The organism is Agromyces sp. Leaf222, assembly GCF_001421565.1.
Taxonomy (GTDB): domain Bacteria; phylum Actinomycetota; class Actinomycetes; order Actinomycetales; family Microbacteriaceae; genus Agromyces.
This window is the reverse complement of the sequence record NZ_LMKQ01000001.1, coordinates 619,436-635,641: the sequence shown is the minus strand read 5'-3', so window position 1 is coordinate 635,641 and position 16,206 is coordinate 619,436. Positions and strand designations below refer to the sequence as shown.

Genomic DNA, 16,206 nt, shown 5'->3' with positions numbered 1-16,206 from the left:
ACTCCCCCTGGATCGGAATGGCGTGCAGCAGTGCACTCGTGCAGGGGGAATACGAACAGGATGCCGCGACGTCCTCTTCGCGCACTCAACAACCGCTCAACGGGCAACTTCGGGTGCGCGACCGGCTGACCGCGCAGCCTGCTGCGCGCCGCCGCCGCGCCAATACGGTGACGCCATGGCAACCAGTGCGACCATCGCCCCGGCCGCCCTGTCCATCGATCCGGGCATGGCGGCGACGCTCACCGTCAGCGTGCTCAACGACACGCTCCTCGTGGAGTCGTTCGAGCTGACGGCGCTCGGCGCTGCCGCCGCATGGACGCGCATCGAGCCGGCGACGCTCACGATCTACCCCGGCCAGACCGAGACGGCGACGGTCACCGTGTACGCGCCGCGGCTGCCGGACTCCCTCGTCGGGCAGGTGGCGCTCGGCATCCGTGCGCGGGCGGTCGAGCAGCCCGAGGTCCAGGTCGTCGCCGAGGCCATGCTCACGGTCACGCCGTTCGCCGAGACCGAGGCCGAGCTGCTGCCCCGCATTGCGCACGGCCGAGGGCGCAAGCGGGTGCGGGTCGCGATCGACAACCGCGGCAACATGCCCCTGGTCGCTTCGATCGCCGGCCAGAGCGACGACCGCCTCGGGCTCTCGACGCCGACGCCGGATGTCTCGGTCGACCCGGGTCACACCGAGTTCGTCGACATCGACCTCCGGCCCGTCAGGCGCGTGTGGCGCGGTGACCCCGTCACGCACCAGTTCACCGTGCTCGTCGCGCCCGAGGGAGTGGACGAACCGTTCGTGCTGCCGGGCAGCTACGTGCAGGAGCGCGTGTTCCCGAAGTGGCTGTGGAAGCTCCTGCTCGCCCTGCTCGCACTCCTCCTGCTGCTGCTCGCGCTCTGGTTCTTCGTGCTGAAGCCGACGATCGAGTCCGCCGCGCGCGACGCGGTCGAGGAGCCGTTGGCCAAGGCCAGCGAGCAGGCCGATTCAGCGTCGAAGCAGGCCGGCGCTGCGGCCGAGCAAGCCGATTCCGCCGCGCAGAAGGCGAACGACGCGCTCGAAGCCGTCGGCCAGCCGACGGAGCCGGTCAAGCCCGTGTCCAGCTCGACCGATATCGACATCCGCTTCGAAATGTCGGATGTCCCGGGCGGCGCCCCCGACGAGAGCGACCGCTGGGTGGTGCCGGCCAACTCGGTGCTGCGCATCACCGACGTGGTGATCAGCAATCCCCGTGGCGACTTCGGCACGTTGACGATCGAGAATCGCGACGTGGTGGCGCCGATCTTCACGACCGGGCTCGAGAACTTCCGCGACATCGACTTCCACTTCGTGACCCCGCTGCAGCTGGCCGCGGAGGACGAGCTCTTCGCCACGCTGGACTGCGCCCAGATCGCGCCGCCCGTCAGCGGGCCCGCCCGCACCGAGTGCGGTGCCAGCGTGCTCATCACCGCCCGCGTCATCACGAAGACCGGCTGATGCCCACCGGCCCAGCACTCCGAGCAGGCGACACGGCCCTCTGCGCGCTCATGGACGGCCCGAAGCCTCACGTCGGCGGCCCCATCACGCCCGCCGCCGCGGTCATGACCGTGCTGATCGCGAACATGCCGGCCGCGGTCGCGAACGCCATGCCCGGCGGTATCGTCTGCGTCTCGCCCGCGCCGAACGGCATCGCGATGGGCAGCATGACGGTGCTGATCGGCGGGTTCCCGGCCGCCCGCGTCGGCGACCTCAGCATGCACGGCCAGCCCATCGCGCCCGGCCCCGGCGCTCCGACGGTGATCATCGGCGGGTGAGCGCGCCGATGGCGGCCGCGGCGCCCGCTGAAGCGGTTCAGAGGCTCGTGGACACGCCCGACTGCGATGCGACCCCGAGGCCGACGAACGCCAGCAGGAAGAGCACGTACAGCACGAGGCCGACGATGATCAGCCCGCTCAGGACGTATCCGAAGATGAGCCCGATGAGGGCTGCGGCGGCGCCCTGATCGCCTCGCTCGCGAATCTGACGGCGGGCGATGTGCCCGCAGATGACCGCGGCGATCGAGGCGAGGAGTCCGAACATCAGGCTGGCGAGCCCGAGGCCGAGCGAGACCCAGGCCAGCGCGTTCTGCGGGGCCGCCGCCGGCGGCGTCCAGACCGGAGCCTGGGCGGCGGGCGCGACGCCGTACTGCGCGCCGCCGTACTGCGCGGTTGCGTACTGCGCGGTTCCGTACTGCGCGGTTCCGTACTGAGCGCCACCGTACGGCGCGACGCCATCGGGCGCGGGGACACCGTGCGGTGCGGCGGCTGGCGGAATCGCAGCGCCAGGCGCCGTCGGGGCAGCGGGGATGGGCGTGGGCGTGGGGGCGTCCATTGGGGCTCCGGCTCGGTATGGGTGGGGTGCCAGGTCAGTTCGCAATCGTAGTGGGACACAGGGCTCCGTCGACACGGTCGGGCATCGGACGGCGCCGGGGAATCGGGCGAAGCGTCACCACTCGGGCGACGCCACCCCCGGCAGCAGCCATGCGGTGAAGGCGGGCGCGTCGCTCTCGAGGCGCACGAGGTCGTCGGATGCCACCAGCCGGCCGTCGCCGTACAGTGCCGTCGCTGCGTGCTCGACGCCCGCGACCGCGCCCAGGCCGCCCAGCGCGGCAGCGTCGAACTCGAGCACGGCGGCCGCACGCGCCGCGAACACCAGCACCGAGGCATCCGTGGATTCGCGCACGAAGGCCACGGCGTCGTCGCCGACCGCGAGCCACCGGATGCCGCCGCCCGCGAGCACGGGGTGCTCGCGCCGCAACCGGAGCAGCGTGCGATACGTCTCGAGCACGGGCACGACCTCTGGCGAGGTCTCGCTCCCCCACGGGATCGGCGTGCGCGACGCCTCGCCGTCTTCGCCCGTGAGTCCGAACTCGTCGCCGGCCCACACCACCGGGATGCCGGGCAGCGTCGCCGCGAGGCCGAGCGCGACCGGCACCGTGCCGGGACGCGCGTGCGTGGCGAACCGCGGAGTGTCGTGCGTGTCGAGCGCGTTCATGGTGGCGGCGCGTGTGCGCCACGGGAACTCGGCCGCGAAGCGCAGGTGCGTCGCGACGAACTCGCCGCCCGTGAAGGTCGGCACCCGCCCGAGCGCGAAGCCGATGCCACCGCCGCCCGGGCTGCCGGGCTCGAGCAGCCAGCTCCACAGGGGCCGCGTGAACGGGGTGTAGGTCATCGCGCCGTGCCACGCGTCGCCCTGGAAGTCGCTCGCGGCGTCGTTCGTCGACTCGCCGAGCAGGATCGTGTCGGGGTTCACGTCGAGCATCGTGCGCCGGATCGTCTGCCGCACGTCGGCGTTCAGGTCGGCCGCGCCCAGGCGCCCGGTCATGTTCGCGACGTCGATGCGCCAGCCGTCGAGGCCGAACGGCGCCTGCAGGTACTTCGCGACCACCGAGTCGGAGCCCTCGATGAACCGTCGGCGCAGCTCGCTCGAACTCCAGTCGAACTTCGGCAGGCTCGGCACGCCGAGCCACGACTCGTAGCCGCCGCCGTCGGCCTCGTCGCGGAAGAAGTAGAACTCGCGCTCGGATGCCGCTGGGTCGGCCTGTGCCGCTCGGAACCACTCGTGCGCGTCGCCCGAGTGGTTCGACGTCAGGTCGCCGATCACGCGGATGCCACGGGCGTGCGCCGCCTCGACGAGCCGCACGAGCGCCTCGTCGCCGCCGAGCAGGTCGTCGACGTGGTCGAAGGTCGATGCGTCGTAGCGGTGGTTCGACCGCGCCGGGAAGACGGGCGTCAGGTAGAGCAGGTCGACGCCGAGCGAGGCGAGGTGGTCGAGCCGCTCGCGCACGCCGTCGAGGTCGCCGCCGTAGAACTGCCCCGAACGGTAGGGCGGGTCGAGGCGCTGCGGGTCGCCCCACTCGGCCGGGTACGCCCAGTCGGGCGCGGGGCGATCGTCGGCGGCGGCCGACCGCGCGAAGCGGTCGGGGAACACCTGGTACATGATGCTCGACGCGGCCCATTCAGGCGCCGGCTCGTGGGCGACGAGCCGGAAGTCGTCGCGGTCGCGCGTCTCGGTGCCGCTGAGTCCGAGCTGGTTCAGCCAGTGCTGGCGGCCGTCGGCGCCGACGAGCAGCCACCGGTAGCCGTGCACCGGGTTCTCGACCTCGACCTCGGCCTGCCACCACGCCCAGCCGTCGTCATCGTGCGATGCGACGACGGATGCCTCGGCGAACCGCGGCTCGCGGTTCGGGTTCGACCGGGTGCCGACCCACGCGAGCTCGCCGATCGCCGAGCCGTCGGCGGCCGCCGCCCCTGCGGGCACGCGCAGCCGCACGAGCACCGTCTCGCCGAGTGCCGGCGCGGCGTTCGAGACGTGCAGGGTCGATCCGTCGTGGTGCGGAACCAGCGGACTCAGCTGAACGGACATGCGCTCACCCTTCCATGACGGTGTGACATCGGCGTGAACTCGCGCCACGCGGCATCCGCCCTACTTGACCGCGCCCGCCGTCAGGCCGCCCACGATGTACTTCTGCAGGAAGAGGAACAGCGCCACGACCGGCAGCGCCGCGATGACGGCTCCGGCCGAGAATGCGCTCCAGTCGGCGTAGCGCGGGTTCGAGACGAGCTTCGTGAGCCCGACCGCGAGGGTCTGCTTGTCGGTGTCGATGAGCAGCACGGATGCCACGACGAATTCGTTCACCGAGGCGATGAACGAGAGCAGCGCGACGACCGCGAGGATCGGGGCGACGAGGCGAAGCACGATCGTGAAGAAGATCCGCGCGTGCCCGGCACCGTCGATCTTGGCCGCCTCGTCGATCGAGACCGGGATCGTGTTGAAGAAGCCGTACATGAGGAACGTGTTCACGCCGAGCGCGCCGCCGAGGTAGACCATGATCAGGCCGATGTGCGTGTTCAGGCCGATCGCCGGGAACAGGTCGCCGATCGCGCTCATGAGCAGGAAGATCGCGACGACCGCGAGCAGCTGCGGGAACATCTGCACCACGACGATGCCGATGAGGCCGAACCGGCGGCCGGTGAAGCGCATGCGCGAGAACGAGTAGGCGGCGAGCGCCCCGAGGAACACCGTGAGCAGCGCCGTGATGCCCGAGATCATCAGGGTGTTGCCGAGCCAGGTCGTGAACGGCACCTGCGGGTCGGTGAGGATCCGCACGTAGCTCTCGAGCCCGATCTTCGAGAACAGGGCGTTCGAGCCCGTCAGCGTGCCGTTCGGATTCAGCGACGACGAGACGACGAACACGATCGGGAACAGCGAGAACGCGATCATGACGATGCCGACGATGTGGCGCCATCCGGTCGCCGCGAACCAGCGGCTGAAGTTGAACGGGCGCTTCGGCAGCTCGCGCACGGGGCCGTCGGCGAGCGCGCTGTGCGCACGCGTCGAGTCGTCGAACTCCTCGAGTTCGCCCACCACGAGGCCGGCCTGGGTTCCGGGAACGGGCTTGCGGGCCATCAGTTCAGCTCCTCGAGGGACTTGGTTCGGCGGAACGCGATGATCGAGATCACGGCGACGATGATGAAGATGAGGATCGAGTAGGCGCTGGCGAGACCGTAGTCGCGGGTCTGCCCCGTGAACGCGACCTTGTAGACCATCGTGATCAGGATGTCGGTGAAGCCGACGGGTATCGGCGCGTTCGAGTCGCGCGGGCCGCCGTCGGTCAGCATGTAGATCGTGTTGAAGTTGTTGAAGTTGAACGCGAACGACGCGATCAGCAGTGGGGCGACGCTCACGAGCAGCAACGGCAGCTTGATGAGGCGGAAGACCGCCCAGGGGCGGGCGCCGTCGACCTTCGCGGCCTCGAGGATGTCCTCGGGGATGGACTGCAGGGCGCCCATGCACACGAGGAACATGTACGGGAAGCCGAGCCAGAGGTTCACGAGGAGCACCGAGAACTTGGCCAGCCATGGATCGGTGAGCCATGGAATGGAGGCCCCGCCGAAGAGCACCTGGTTGATGAATCCGAAGCTCTCGTTCATCATGCCCGCCCAGACGAGTGCCGAGAGGAACGACGGGATCGCGTACGGGAGGATGATCAGCACCCGGTAGAACTTGCGTCCGCGCATGCGCATGTCGTTGAAGACGATCGCGAGGAAGAGGCCGAGGAAGAACGTCGACGCCACCGAGATGAGCGCGAACGCGAAGGTCCACAGGGTGACGTAGAGGAGCGGGCCGGCGAGCCGCTGGTCGGTGACGGCGCGCACGAAGTTGTCGAACCCGATGACGATCTGCCAGCCGGGCAGCAGCTCTTCGCCGTCCTCCGAGGTGAAGGCGCCCGTGCCGATGTCGGAGTAGACCGTGCCGGAGTCCAGGTCGGTCATGGTGCCGGCGGCCTCGTCGTACTCGAGCGTCGAGACGTAGAGGTAGGCGCTCGAGCCGTCGGGCGTGCGCACGGCACCGTCGTTCGGGTCGTCGGAGAACGGCACCGCGAGCGCGGTGATCTCGTCGGTGCGGGCGATGACCTCGGCGAAGCTGAGCGTGGTCCAGCCGTCGGCGGAGACCGCCTTCGAGCCGTCGAACTCGGCCGAGACGGCCTCGAGCGGCTTCTCGGCGGTGCCCACGAGCGCGTCGCCCTCGGGGTCGGTGAGGAGCAGTCCGAGCTCGCCGCCGCGGTCGACCACGGTCACCGGGTAGGTGGCCGAGTCCTCGACGCGCTCCAGCGAGGAGGCCATGAGCGACGAGACCGCCTGCTCCTTCGAGCCGTTGTGGCCCGTGCCGTAGTTCGTGAAGGCGATGTAGCCCGTGTAGACGAGCACGAACACCTGGAAGACCACGAGGAAGATCACGCCTGGCGTGAGGTACTTCGCGGGCAGCTTTCGCCGCGAGAAGTAGATCCAGTTGACGAAGATCGCGACGACCGCGACGATCGCTGCGACGAGCCACTGATCGGCCCCGACGAGGATGATGATGCCGAAGATCGCGAGCGCATCGACGATGCCGAGGCCCAGGATCTTCACGAGCAGCACCTTGACGCCGACGGATGCCGCGTCGGCGATGCCTGCGGCCTGTCGCTGTCGCTTGGTGGGCGGCCGATCGCCCGTGCCGCCCGCGCCGGGTTCGCCGGCCTTGGCCGGATCGTCGATGGTGGTGCTCATGCTGCGTGGTCTTCCTGTCGAGTGGGAGAGGACGTACGCCCAGAGGCGGAACCCGCCGGCCGTGGTGCGCGAGACGCGTACCGGAACCAGCGAGCCCCGCCCTGAGGCATCCGTGTATTACTCGATGGCCGCCTGCACGTCGGCGGCGAGCTTCTGCCAGGTCGCGACCGGGTCGGCACCGTTGATGATGTCGGCCTCGGCGATGCCCCAGTACTGCCAGACCGCGCCCATGGCGGGGATGGCCGGCATCGGCACGGCGTCGGCGCCTGCGGCGGCGAAGCCCTCGATGATCGGGTCGCTCGAGGCGGTCTCGGCGGCTGCGGCGTTCGCGGGCAGGACGTTGCCGGCCTTGAACAGCTCGAGCTGGGTGTCCTCGCTGCCGAGGTAGTTGACCAGGAAGTCGTTCGCGGCGACCTTGTTCTTCGACTCGGCGGAGATGAAGAAGCCCTTGACGCCGGCGAACGGCTGGGCCGGGTCGGCGGTCGGGCTCGGGGTCGGGTCGACCGCCACGTTGATGCCGGCGTCGACGGCTGCGCCGACGTTCCACGGGCCGGTCAGCCAGAAGGCGGCCGTGCCGTCGAGGAAGGCCTGCTTGGCGATGTCACCGTCGATGTCGGTGTTGAAGACTCCGGTGCCGTTCTTGCCCTGGCCGCCGAGCCACGTCGCGAACGCGTCGCCGCCCTCGTTGCCGAGCTGCAGGTCGGTGGGGTCGTAGCCCTCTGCGTTCGAGCCGAAGACGGGTGCGCCGAACGCGGTCTGGAAGGGGTACAGGTGGTAGGGGTTGCCCTCTGCGCCCTGCTCGACGACGAACGGCTGGGTGAGGCCGGCGGCCTTGCCCTTCGCGATCATGTCGTCGAAGCTGGTCGGCGCCTCGGGGATGAGGTCGGCGTTGCGCAGCACGGCGATGTTCTCGACCGCGTACGGGAGCATGTAGACGGTGCCCTCGTAGGTCGACGCGTCGATCGCGACGGGCAGGTAGTCGGCAGCGGAGTCGCCGAGCTCGAGCGGGGCGACGACGCCGTTGGTCGACAGCTCGCCGAGCCAGTCGTGCGCACCCATGGTGATGTCGGGGCCCTTGCCGGTCGGCACCTGCTGGATGAAGTCGTCCTTGATGTCGGCGTTGTCCTTGCCGACGAGTTCGACCTTGACGCCCTTCTCCTCGGAGTACGCGTCGGCTGCGGCCTGCAGCGCGTCGACGCGCTCGGCGTCGACCCAGACGGTCAGCGTGCCGCTGGCCGAGGCTTCGCCCTCGGAGCCGCTGTCGGCGCCGGCGCAGCTCGCGAGGCCGAGCGTCGCGACGACCGCGACAGCGCCTGCGGCGAGGAGGCTCTTCGTGTTCACCCTCATTGGTGTGCCCTTCAGTGTGCGTGAGACCGGCGCCTTCGCCGGGCGCGTGCCCCGTGCCCCGTTCAGGGGAGAGGACGTGCACCGTGACCGAAAGGCCGTTCTTCCGTTGGAATGCCCGCAAGAAATGCAAGCGATTACAGGTATACCTTTCCTCAAGTCAATCGCCAAACCGGGATGCCGCTATCGATACGGGTTTGTGACCATTCGGGTTTCGGGCGCGTTATGCAAGCGTTTCCATTGGGTTGACGGATGTCGTACAGTGTCGCCATGACTTCCGAGTGGTGGCGAACCGCCACGATCTACCAGATCTATCCGCGCTCCTTCGCCGACGCGAACGGCGACGGCATGGGCGACCTCGCGGGCATCACCGCGCATCTCGTCGACCTCGAAGAGCTCGGCATCGACGCCATCTGGCTCTCGCCGTTCTACACGTCGCCCCAGCGCGACGCCGGGTACGACGTCGCCGACTACTGCGACGTCGACCCGCTCTTCGGCACGCTCGCCGACTTCGACGCGATGCTGGCCGAGGCGCACGCCCGCGGCATCCGCGTGATCGTCGACCTCGTGCCGAACCACTCGTCAGACGAGCACGAGTGGTTCCAGGCCGCACTCGCCGCCGCGCCGGGCAGCGCCGAGCGCGCCCGCTACCTCTTCCGCGACGGACGCGGCCCCGCCGGCGACGAGCCGCCCAACAACTGGGAGTCCGTGTTCGGCGGCCCCGCGTGGACGCGCATCGTCGAGGCCGACGGCGAGCCCGGACAGTGGTACCTGCACCTCTTCGACAGCTCGCAGCCCGACTTCGACTGGACGAACGACGAGGTGCGCGAGGAGTTCCGCCGCATCCTGCGCTTCTGGCTCGACCGCGGCGTCGACGGCTTCCGCGTCGACGTGGCGCACGGCATGATCAAGGCCGACGGCCTGCCCGACTACACCCCGCCGGCCGAGGGCGGCAGCATGGGCGGCGCAGGCGGTGTCGCCGGCGACGGTGACGGCGTCGCACTCGAGCCAGAGATCAGCGACGAGGGCGACGGTGCGCCCTACTGGGGTCAAGATGGCGTGCACGAGATCTACCGCGATTGGCGCGCCCTGCTCGACGAGTACCCCGACGATCGCATCCTCGCGGCCGAGGCCTGGGTCGACCCCCTCCCCCGGGTCGCCAAGTGGGTGCGCCCAGACGAGATGCACCAGGCGTTCAACTTCGCCTACCTCGAGACGCCCTGGAACGCCGCAGCGCTCCGCACGGTCGTCGACGCCTCGCTCGACGCGTTCGGTGCGGTCGGCGCCCCCTCGACCTGGGTGCTCTCGAACCACGACGTCGTGCGCCACGCGACACGCCTCGCGCTGACCGAGGCGAACCCGCAGGGCCATGGCCTCGGCGCGCGCTCGAAGGGCCTGCCCGAGTACGCCACCGGCGTTCGCCGTGCCCGCGCGGCCACCGCGTTCATGCTCGCGCTGCCCGGCTCGTCGTACCTCTACCAGGGCGAGGAGCTCGGCCTGCCCGAGGTCATCGACCTGCCCGACGACGCCAGGCAGGACCCCACCTGGTTCCGCACGAACCACGAGCGCTACGGGCGCGACGGATGCCGCGTGCCGCTGCCATGGAACGCGGATGCCGCGAACTACGGCTTCGGCGCCACCGGCACGCCCTGGCTGCCCCAGCCCGAGCTGTGGCGCACGCTCGCGCGCGACGCGCAGCGCGGCGACGCGGACTCGACGCTCGAGCTCTACCGCACGGCCCTCCGCCTGCGGCGCGAGCACGCGCTCGGTGCCGGAACCCTCGAGTGGACCGAGCTCGACGGCGTCGCCGACGCATCCGTGCTGGCCTTCCGCAACAGCGGCGTGCTCGTCGTGGCGAACACGGGCTCGACCCCCGTGCCGCTGCCGGCGGGCGAGGTGCTGCTCGCGAGCTCGCCGCTCGACGGCGGCACGCTGCCCGCGGACACGACCATCTGGATCGCCGCCTAGCCCGGCATCCGCGCTCGAACGGGCCGGCCTCCGCACCTCGCGGACGCCGGCCCGTTCCGTGCGCGACCGAATCCATGCGCAACCGAATGCCTGCGCGGCGGGGCCGCCGCGGCATCCGCTCGGCAGAGGTGCACCGAGGCCACTCGGAACGGGTCGCGTCAGTTCGTGTTGGCGTAGAGCCAGTCGAGCGGGTCGACCCACTCGCCGTTGATGCCGCCGATGCGGATCTCGAAGTGCAGGTGCGGGCCGGTGGACATGCCCGTGGTGCCGGTGTTGCCGAGCACGTCGCCGACGTGCACCGTGTCGCCGACCTCGAAGCGGCGCGAGTCGTACTGCATGTGCGCGTACACGCTCGTGACGGTCTGGCCGTCGATCTGGTGGTCGATCATGGTGACGACGCCGAGGGATCCGCCCTCGTCGGTCGAGTTGGACACGACGCCGTCGGCGATGGCCTGGATCTCGGCGCCGTATCCGGGGTTGAAGTCCTGGCCGTGGTGGTCTTCGGAGCAGCCGGCGCAGTCGCGGTAGCCGAACCGGTCGCCGATGTGCACGCCGACCGCGAACGGCCACTGGATGGTGCCGCTCGGGTTGTTCGTGAAGGTCGCCTCGGGCCGGATGCCGGCGGCCTCGGCGTACTCCTCGATGGTCTGCGACGCGTAGCCCTCGCGATCGACCGACTGCGCGACGACGTCGCCGTTGATGAGCATGCGCTGGCCCGCGATGGAGTCGGTGCCGTACTGGGTGAGCGCGAGCGCCTGCACGTCGTCTTCGGTGAGCAGCGACAGCGCGGGGATCGTGGTCGTCACGGCAAGCATCGCCACGAAGCTCATGGCCACGATGCTGGCGATGCCGCGAGCACGGCGACGAGGCGGCTTGGCAATGATCGCGCGGGCTGACGCCTGGTCGGCGCGGGCACCCGTCTCGGCCGTGCTGCGTCGACGGCCCTGGTGCGGTGCGGTGGCCGCGGCTCCGGCGGTGCTCGCCGAGCGGCGCGGCGAGTGGGCGGATGCCTCGGCCTGCCGACTGGCCGGGTGGCGCTGACGTCGGGCGGTGGTCTCCGCGGCCTCTGCGGCGGGCAGCTCGGCCTCGGTCTGCAGGCCGAAGATGTCGAGCCCGGTGATCTCCGTGGCGGCCGGGATCGCGAGGGGCGTCACCGTCGGGATCGGCGGGACCGCGGCGGCCGGCGTCTGCTGGGCGTGGTCGAGGGCCCGGCGCGCGCGACGCGACTCGATGCCGGACGTGGGCTCCGTGCGAAGGGGCTCCGAAGCGGATGCCGCGGGAAGCTGCACGACGGCCTGGGGCTGTGCCGGCTGTGCCGGCTGTGCTGGCCGCGCGGGGGCGGCCTGGGGTGCCGCGGCACGCCCGCCGAACAGGTCGTCGAACGCCGGGCGCGCGGGTGCCGGTGCCTGGATCGGCGCGGGGGCCGATGCCGGCGCGACCCGAGCCGTCGGCGCCTGCGGAGCCGCCTGCGCTGGTGAAACCGCCGGAGCCGCCTGGGCCGCCTGCACCTCGTGAACCGCCTGCGCCGCCTCGCGTTCGCGGAGCTCGCGACGCGTCAGGGGTCGCCCGGACCGCAGTTGATCCATGGTGCCAGGCGTTGAGTCGTCAGGCACGAGGGGGGACTCGAGCACGTAGGGAACCTTCGACAGGGGGAACAGGGGGCGGAGGTGGCATCCCGACTCCGTGCCGAGATTACAGATCGGTAAAGGCTACCCCGAACCCGTCCTCTCGCGCCATGGGATGCGGGGCGGATCCGTCGCGCCGGGGTCGTTCCGCCACGCATTCCGCACCGTCCGCGGCGGAGACCCCGCTGGGAGGCGACGAGAACGCCGGATCCTGCGAAACTCCTCCGAATCGACGGGCCCGCGTGAGGCCCGCAGATCAGGCGTCGACGCCCGCCCGGCGCAGGAGCGCGACGAGCTCGGCGTGCAGCCCGGGAGCAGCCGCGACGAGCAGCTCGGAGTTCTCGCGACCCCCGCGCGGCCCGGTCACGACGGCGCCCGCCTCGCGGGCGATGAGCCCGCCCGCCGCGTGGTCCCATGCGTTGAGCCCGCGCTCGTAGTACGCGTCGAGGCGCCCGGCCGCGAGCGCGGCGAGGTCGAGGGCCGCGGAGCCGATGCGGCGGATGTCGCGCACCTCAGGTAGCACGCCGAGCAGCACCTCGGCCTGCCGCCGACGCACGTCCGTCGCGTAGCCGAATCCGGTTGCGACGAGCGCCTGGTGCAGCGGCACGCCGTCGTTCACCGCGAGTCGGCGGCCGGCGGAGCTCGCTCCCCCGCCGAGGCTCGCCTCGGACAGCTCGCCGCTGACCGGGTTGAGCACCACGCCCGCCAGGGTCGTGCCCTCGATGCCGCCCGGGCCGCTCGCGGCATCCGCCCCTCCACGCTCGGCGACGCCGATGCTGACCGCCCACGAGGGGATGCCGTAGAGGAAGTTCACGGTGCCGTCGATGGGGTCGACGATCCAGTCGAGGCCGCTCGTGCCGATGTGCGCGGCATCCTCCTCGCCGACGATGCCGTCGTGCGGACGCGCGTCGAGGATCAGCGAGCGGATGAGCGCCTCGGTGTCGCGGTCGACCGCGGTCACCACGTCGGTCGGCGTCGACTTGGTCGCCGCCACGCTCACGCCGTGCCCGCGCGCCTCGAGTGCGAACGCACCGGCCCGCACCGCGATGCCGTGCGCCAGTTCCAGCAGGTCGGCGGATGCCGCAGCAGAGGTCATGCCCCCAAGCTACGCGCCGGCCCTGCCGCCGTCACCTGCCGGTCACCCTGCCGGTCACCGGGCGACGCCCGATCGACGCCCGATCGACGCCCGGCCCGCCTCGCCCCGGGAACGACGAAGCCCCGGCTCAGTTCGCGAGGCGTCTGACCGGGGCTTTTCGGTGGCGAGTGAGGGATTCGAACCCCCGAATGCTGAGCAGTCTGATTTACAGTCAGATCCCTTTGGCCGCTTGGGTAACTCGCCAGTCGCACCCGACCGCGTTCTTCACACAACCGGGGGCGACTCAAGGATACCCGTGAGGCGGCGTGTCGTGAAATCGACGCCGAAAGCGGATGCCGCGGCATCCGCTCACCCCTCGGGAAGCCCGGATCCATGCGGCCGACGACCGACTACTGCGAACGCCACCACGGCATCTCGGCCGTCGTGTTGTGGTCTTCGGAGGGGAACTCCGCGGTGTCGCTCGACGGTGAGGAGCTCGGCACGATCGACGGCAGCGCGACGGTCGGGGTCGGCGGTGCCGCAGCCGCGGCAGCCGCCTCTGCAGCCTCGCGCCCACGTCGTTCGTCGGCCTCGCGCCACGCCTGCGCCGACCCTCGGAGGCCCGCGCGCTGGATCGTGCGCTGGATCGTGAGGCCGCGCTCGTTCGGCTTCGGCACGAAGCGGATGTCGCGCAGTCCCTGCTCCTGGGCCGCGGACTCGAACACGAAGTGGCCGTAGCCGAGGATGCGGCCGATGAGCGGCCGGTGCACCGAGATGTCGAGGATTCGCGCGAGCGGCATCGTCGCGATGTTCTGCGTGAGGATGCCGTGCACGCGGAACACGCGCATGTTCGTGATCACGAACCGGTCCATGCGGGCGCCCATGATGCGCCACGAGGCATGCACCACGAGGCCGAGGGCGAGCAGCAGCGGCACCCAGTACGCCTGCGACGGCAGCACCAGGATGAGCAGCAGCACCGGCACCGCTGCGAGCGCCTCGAGGATCGCACCGGCGACCGCGGCCCAGTGCTTGCGCACCTCGTCGACGACGAACTCGCCCTCATCGGCGATGAGGAAGCGCTCGACGCGCGGGTCTCCGAAGAAGCCCATGCGCCTAGGAGGATGCGAGCGTGCTGAAGAACTGGCCGATCGCCTCGGTGGCGCTGAACACGGCGCCGAACGCGCCCTGCACGATGTTCGCGGCCTCTTCGGGCCGGGTGATCACGTAGAACGCGGCGAACACCACGACGAGCGTGAGGACGATTCGTTTGACCCACTTCACGTGCGTGATTCCCTTCGGTTCGGCGGATGGCGGACACCGCCCCTTCCCCCGAACGTGGGCCCGACCGTGCCTGTCTACCTTACGAGGGTGGGTCGGGCAACGCGCCACGCAGGGCTGCGACGATAGGATGTCGAGGTTCCGCCAGACCCGGATGGAGGCGCGATGGCCGGCATCGAAGAGGTCGCACGGCTCGCCGGCGTGTCCACGGCGACCGTCTCGAGGGCGCTCAGCGGGCGCGGGCACGTCTCCGCCGCATCGAAGTCGAAGGTGCTCGACGCCGCCGCGCAGCTCGGTTACGTCGTCTCGTCGAACGCGTCGAGCCTCGCCTCGGGGCGCACGCGCAACATCGGCGTCGTGATCCCGTTCCTCAACCGCTGGTTCTTCTCGTCGGTGCTCGAGGGCGCGCAGGGCGCGCTCCTGCGCCGCGGCTACGACCTCACCCTCTACAACCTCTCTGGCGACGGCGGCGAGCGTTCGAGCGTGTTCGAGCACTTCCTGCTCCGCCAGCGCGTCGACGCCGTGATCGCCGTCTCGCTCGAGCTCACCGAGCCGGAGGTGGCGCGCCTGCACGACCTCGGCAAGCCCCTCGTCGGCGTCGGCGGCCCGATCACCGGCGTGCCGACCCTCACGATCGACGACGTCGCCGTCGCGCGCCTCGCCACCGAGCACCTGCTCGCCCTCGGCCACCGGCGCATCGCCCACATCGGCGGCGACCTCGAGAACGACCTCGACTTCCACCTGCCCACCAACCGCCGCCACGGCTACGAGAACGCCCTCCGCGACGCCGGCATCGAGGTCGACACCCGCCTGTTCGCCCCCGCGGACTTCACGATCCGCGGCGGATTCCACGCGGCCAAGCAGCTGCTCGGCGTGCCCCACGACCGCCCGACGGCGATCTTCGCGGCCTCCGACGAGATGGCGATCGGCTCGATCCTCGCCGCGCGCGAGCTCGGCCTCGTGGTGCCCCGCGACGTGTCCATCGTCGGCATCGACGACCACGACCTCGCCGACTTCTTCGGACTCTCGACCGTCGCGCAGTTCCCGCGATTCCAGGGCGAGAAGGCCGTCGAGATCCTCATGGAGCAGCTCGAACCCGGGTCGGATGCCGCGACGCCCGCCTCGACGCCCCTCCCGTTCGAGCTGCGCGTGCGCTCGTCCACGGCGACCCCGCCACCGGCCTGACGCCGGGTGCCGGCGACGCGCCGGCGACGGTGACCGGCGGTGCGGGCCGTCCCGCAGCCAGGACCGGGCGCACCTCGCCCGCCCGCGGCATCCGCTCTGCTCTGGCGCGCGCTGTTCGCAGGGGCGACCCCCTCGGTAGACTGGCCCGCATGGCTGATTCCACGTTTGACATCGTCTCCAAGGTCGACCACATGGAGGCCGAGAACGCCGTCAACCAGGCGCGCAAAGAGGTCGAGCAGCGCTACGACTTCAAGAACGTCGGCGCCTCGGTCGAGTGGTCGGGCGAGAAGATCCTGCTGAAGGCGCAGACCGACGAGCGCGTCAAGGCCGTGCTCGAGGTCGTCGAGTCGAAGTTCATCAAGCGCGGCATCACGCTGCGCTCGCTCGACACCGGTGAGCCGTACCCCTCGGGCAAGGAGTTCCGCATCGAGATCGCCCTGAAGAACGGCATCGACAGCGAGAACGCGAAGAAGATCTCGAAGATCATCCGCGATGAGGCGCCCAAGTCGGTCAAGAGCCAGATCCAGGGCGACGAGCTGCGCGTCTCGTCCAAGAGCCGCGACGACCTGCAGGCGACCATGGCGTTGCTCAAGGGCAAGGACCTCGAGGTCGCCCTGCAGTTCACGAACTTCCGCTGAGCGCGGTCGCCCCGGGCGCTCCTGAGGTGACTTCGAT

At 70.6% G+C, this 16,206-nt stretch carries 14 protein-coding genes and 1 tRNA gene; 5 read left to right on the top strand and 10 right to left on the bottom strand.

The window, feature by feature from the left end; all coding sequences use genetic code 11:
• Window positions 1-175 precede the first annotated feature (175 nt).
• A complete protein-coding gene (locus ASE68_RS02730) occupies window positions 176-1,465 on the top strand; it encodes a hypothetical protein (protein ID WP_157421503.1) in 1,290 nt (429 codons plus the stop codon).
• Window positions 1,465-1,782 (top strand): PAAR domain-containing protein, encoded by a 318-nt coding sequence (locus tag ASE68_RS02725; protein WP_055854943.1) that lies wholly within the window; start codon window positions 1,465-1,467, stop codon window positions 1,780-1,782. Before ASE68_RS02730 ends, ASE68_RS02725 begins: the two co-directional genes overlap by 1 nt.
• A gap of 37 nt (window positions 1,783-1,819) precedes the next feature.
• Here the strand turns inward: ASE68_RS02725 and ASE68_RS02720 are convergent, their stop codons facing one another.
• The 5 genes from ASE68_RS02720 to ASE68_RS02700 form a co-directional block, all read right to left on the bottom strand.
• On the bottom strand, window positions 1,820-2,338 hold the full coding sequence (locus ASE68_RS02720; RefSeq protein ID WP_055854941.1) for a DUF4190 domain-containing protein: 519 nt from the start codon (window positions 2,336-2,338) through the stop codon (window positions 1,820-1,822).
• A gap of 114 nt (window positions 2,339-2,452) precedes the next feature.
• Complete coding sequence (locus ASE68_RS02715; RefSeq protein ID WP_055854939.1) at window positions 2,453-4,372, bottom strand: glycoside hydrolase family 13 protein; 1,920 nt, start codon at window positions 4,370-4,372, stop codon at window positions 2,453-2,455.
• 60 nt (window positions 4,373-4,432) lie between these two features.
• Window positions 4,433-5,416, bottom strand: a complete 984-nt coding sequence (locus tag ASE68_RS02710; protein ID WP_082461910.1) for a sugar ABC transporter permease — start codon at window positions 5,414-5,416, stop codon at window positions 4,433-4,435.
• A complete protein-coding gene (locus tag ASE68_RS02705; protein WP_055854938.1) occupies window positions 5,416-7,056 on the bottom strand; it encodes an ABC transporter permease subunit in 1,641 nt (546 codons plus the stop codon). Before ASE68_RS02705 ends, ASE68_RS02710 begins: the two co-directional genes overlap by 1 nt.
• Before the next feature lie 117 nt (window positions 7,057-7,173).
• The gene (locus tag ASE68_RS02700) at window positions 7,174-8,403 is read right to left on the bottom strand and encodes a maltose ABC transporter substrate-binding protein (RefSeq protein WP_055854936.1); all 1,230 of its coding nucleotides are present in this window, start codon (window positions 8,401-8,403) and stop codon (window positions 7,174-7,176) included.
• Between the two features lie 267 nt (window positions 8,404-8,670).
• Between ASE68_RS02700 and ASE68_RS02695 the strand changes: the two genes are divergently transcribed.
• Window positions 8,671-10,368: a glycoside hydrolase family 13 protein gene (locus ASE68_RS02695; RefSeq protein WP_235480744.1), complete on the top strand. Its 1,698-nt coding sequence runs from the start codon at window positions 8,671-8,673 to the stop codon at window positions 10,366-10,368.
• A gap of 158 nt (window positions 10,369-10,526) precedes the next feature.
• On the opposite strand, the gene ASE68_RS02690 is transcribed toward ASE68_RS02695, so the two are convergent.
• The 5 genes from ASE68_RS02690 to ASE68_RS20490 form a co-directional block, all read right to left on the bottom strand.
• Complete coding sequence (locus ASE68_RS02690) at window positions 10,527-11,954, bottom strand: M23 family metallopeptidase (RefSeq protein WP_055854932.1); 1,428 nt, start codon at window positions 11,952-11,954, stop codon at window positions 10,527-10,529.
• A gap of 295 nt (window positions 11,955-12,249) precedes the next feature.
• A complete protein-coding gene (locus ASE68_RS02685) occupies window positions 12,250-13,089 on the bottom strand; it encodes an inositol monophosphatase family protein (protein WP_055854930.1) in 840 nt (279 codons plus the stop codon).
• A gap of 161 nt (window positions 13,090-13,250) precedes the next feature.
• Window positions 13,251-13,332 (bottom strand) — tRNA-Tyr (locus ASE68_RS02680).
• Window positions 13,333-13,478: 146 nt separating this feature from the next.
• The gene (locus ASE68_RS02675) at window positions 13,479-14,177 is read right to left on the bottom strand and encodes a PH domain-containing protein (protein ID WP_082461907.1); all 699 of its coding nucleotides are present in this window, start codon (window positions 14,175-14,177) and stop codon (window positions 13,479-13,481) included.
• 4 nt (window positions 14,178-14,181) lie between these two features.
• Window positions 14,182-14,349 (bottom strand): hypothetical protein, encoded by a 168-nt coding sequence (locus ASE68_RS20490; RefSeq protein WP_170298535.1) that lies wholly within the window; start codon window positions 14,347-14,349, stop codon window positions 14,182-14,184.
• A 162-nt stretch (window positions 14,350-14,511) separates the two neighbouring features.
• Here ASE68_RS20490 and ASE68_RS02670 point away from each other — a divergent pair, with 162 nt between their 5' ends.
• Window positions 14,512-15,531 carry a LacI family DNA-binding transcriptional regulator gene (locus tag ASE68_RS02670; protein WP_055854929.1) on the top strand — a complete coding sequence of 340 codons (1,020 nt, stop codon included), beginning with the start codon at window positions 14,512-14,514 and terminating at the stop codon, window positions 15,529-15,531.
• 149 nt (window positions 15,532-15,680) lie between these two features.
• On the top strand, window positions 15,681-16,169 hold the full coding sequence (locus ASE68_RS02665; RefSeq protein WP_055854927.1) for a YajQ family cyclic di-GMP-binding protein: 489 nt from the start codon (window positions 15,681-15,683) through the stop codon (window positions 16,167-16,169).
• Window positions 16,170-16,206 lie beyond the last annotated feature (37 nt).

Coding starts and splice junctions, on each gene's coding strand:
- ASE68_RS02730 (WP_157421503.1), top strand. CDS start 176: ATGGCAACCAGTGCGACCATCGCCCCGGCCGCCCTGTCCATCGATCCG.
- ASE68_RS02725 (WP_055854943.1), top strand. CDS start 1,465: ATGCCCACCGGCCCAGCACTCCGAGCAGGCGACACGGCCCTCTGCGCG.
- ASE68_RS02720 (WP_055854941.1), bottom strand. CDS start 2,338: ATGGACGCCCCCACGCCCACGCCCATCCCCGCTGCCCCGACGGCGCCT.
- ASE68_RS02715 (WP_055854939.1), bottom strand. CDS start 4,372: ATGTCCGTTCAGCTGAGTCCGCTGGTTCCGCACCACGACGGATCGACC.
- ASE68_RS02710 (WP_082461910.1), bottom strand. CDS start 5,416: ATGGCCCGCAAGCCCGTTCCCGGAACCCAGGCCGGCCTCGTGGTGGGC.
- ASE68_RS02705 (WP_055854938.1), bottom strand. CDS start 7,056: ATGAGCACCACCATCGACGATCCGGCCAAGGCCGGCGAACCCGGCGCG.
- ASE68_RS02700 (WP_055854936.1), bottom strand. CDS start 8,403: ATGAGGGTGAACACGAAGAGCCTCCTCGCCGCAGGCGCTGTCGCGGTC.
- ASE68_RS02695 (WP_235480744.1), top strand. CDS start 8,671: ATGACTTCCGAGTGGTGGCGAACCGCCACGATCTACCAGATCTATCCG.
- ASE68_RS02690 (WP_055854932.1), bottom strand. CDS start 11,954: ATGGATCAACTGCGGTCCGGGCGACCCCTGACGCGTCGCGAGCTCCGC.
- ASE68_RS02685 (WP_055854930.1), bottom strand. CDS start 13,089: ATGACCTCTGCTGCGGCATCCGCCGACCTGCTGGAACTGGCGCACGGC.
- ASE68_RS02675 (WP_082461907.1), bottom strand. CDS start 14,177: ATGGGCTTCTTCGGAGACCCGCGCGTCGAGCGCTTCCTCATCGCCGAT.
- ASE68_RS02670 (WP_055854929.1), top strand. CDS start 14,512: ATGGCCGGCATCGAAGAGGTCGCACGGCTCGCCGGCGTGTCCACGGCG.
- ASE68_RS02665 (WP_055854927.1), top strand. CDS start 15,681: ATGGCTGATTCCACGTTTGACATCGTCTCCAAGGTCGACCACATGGAG.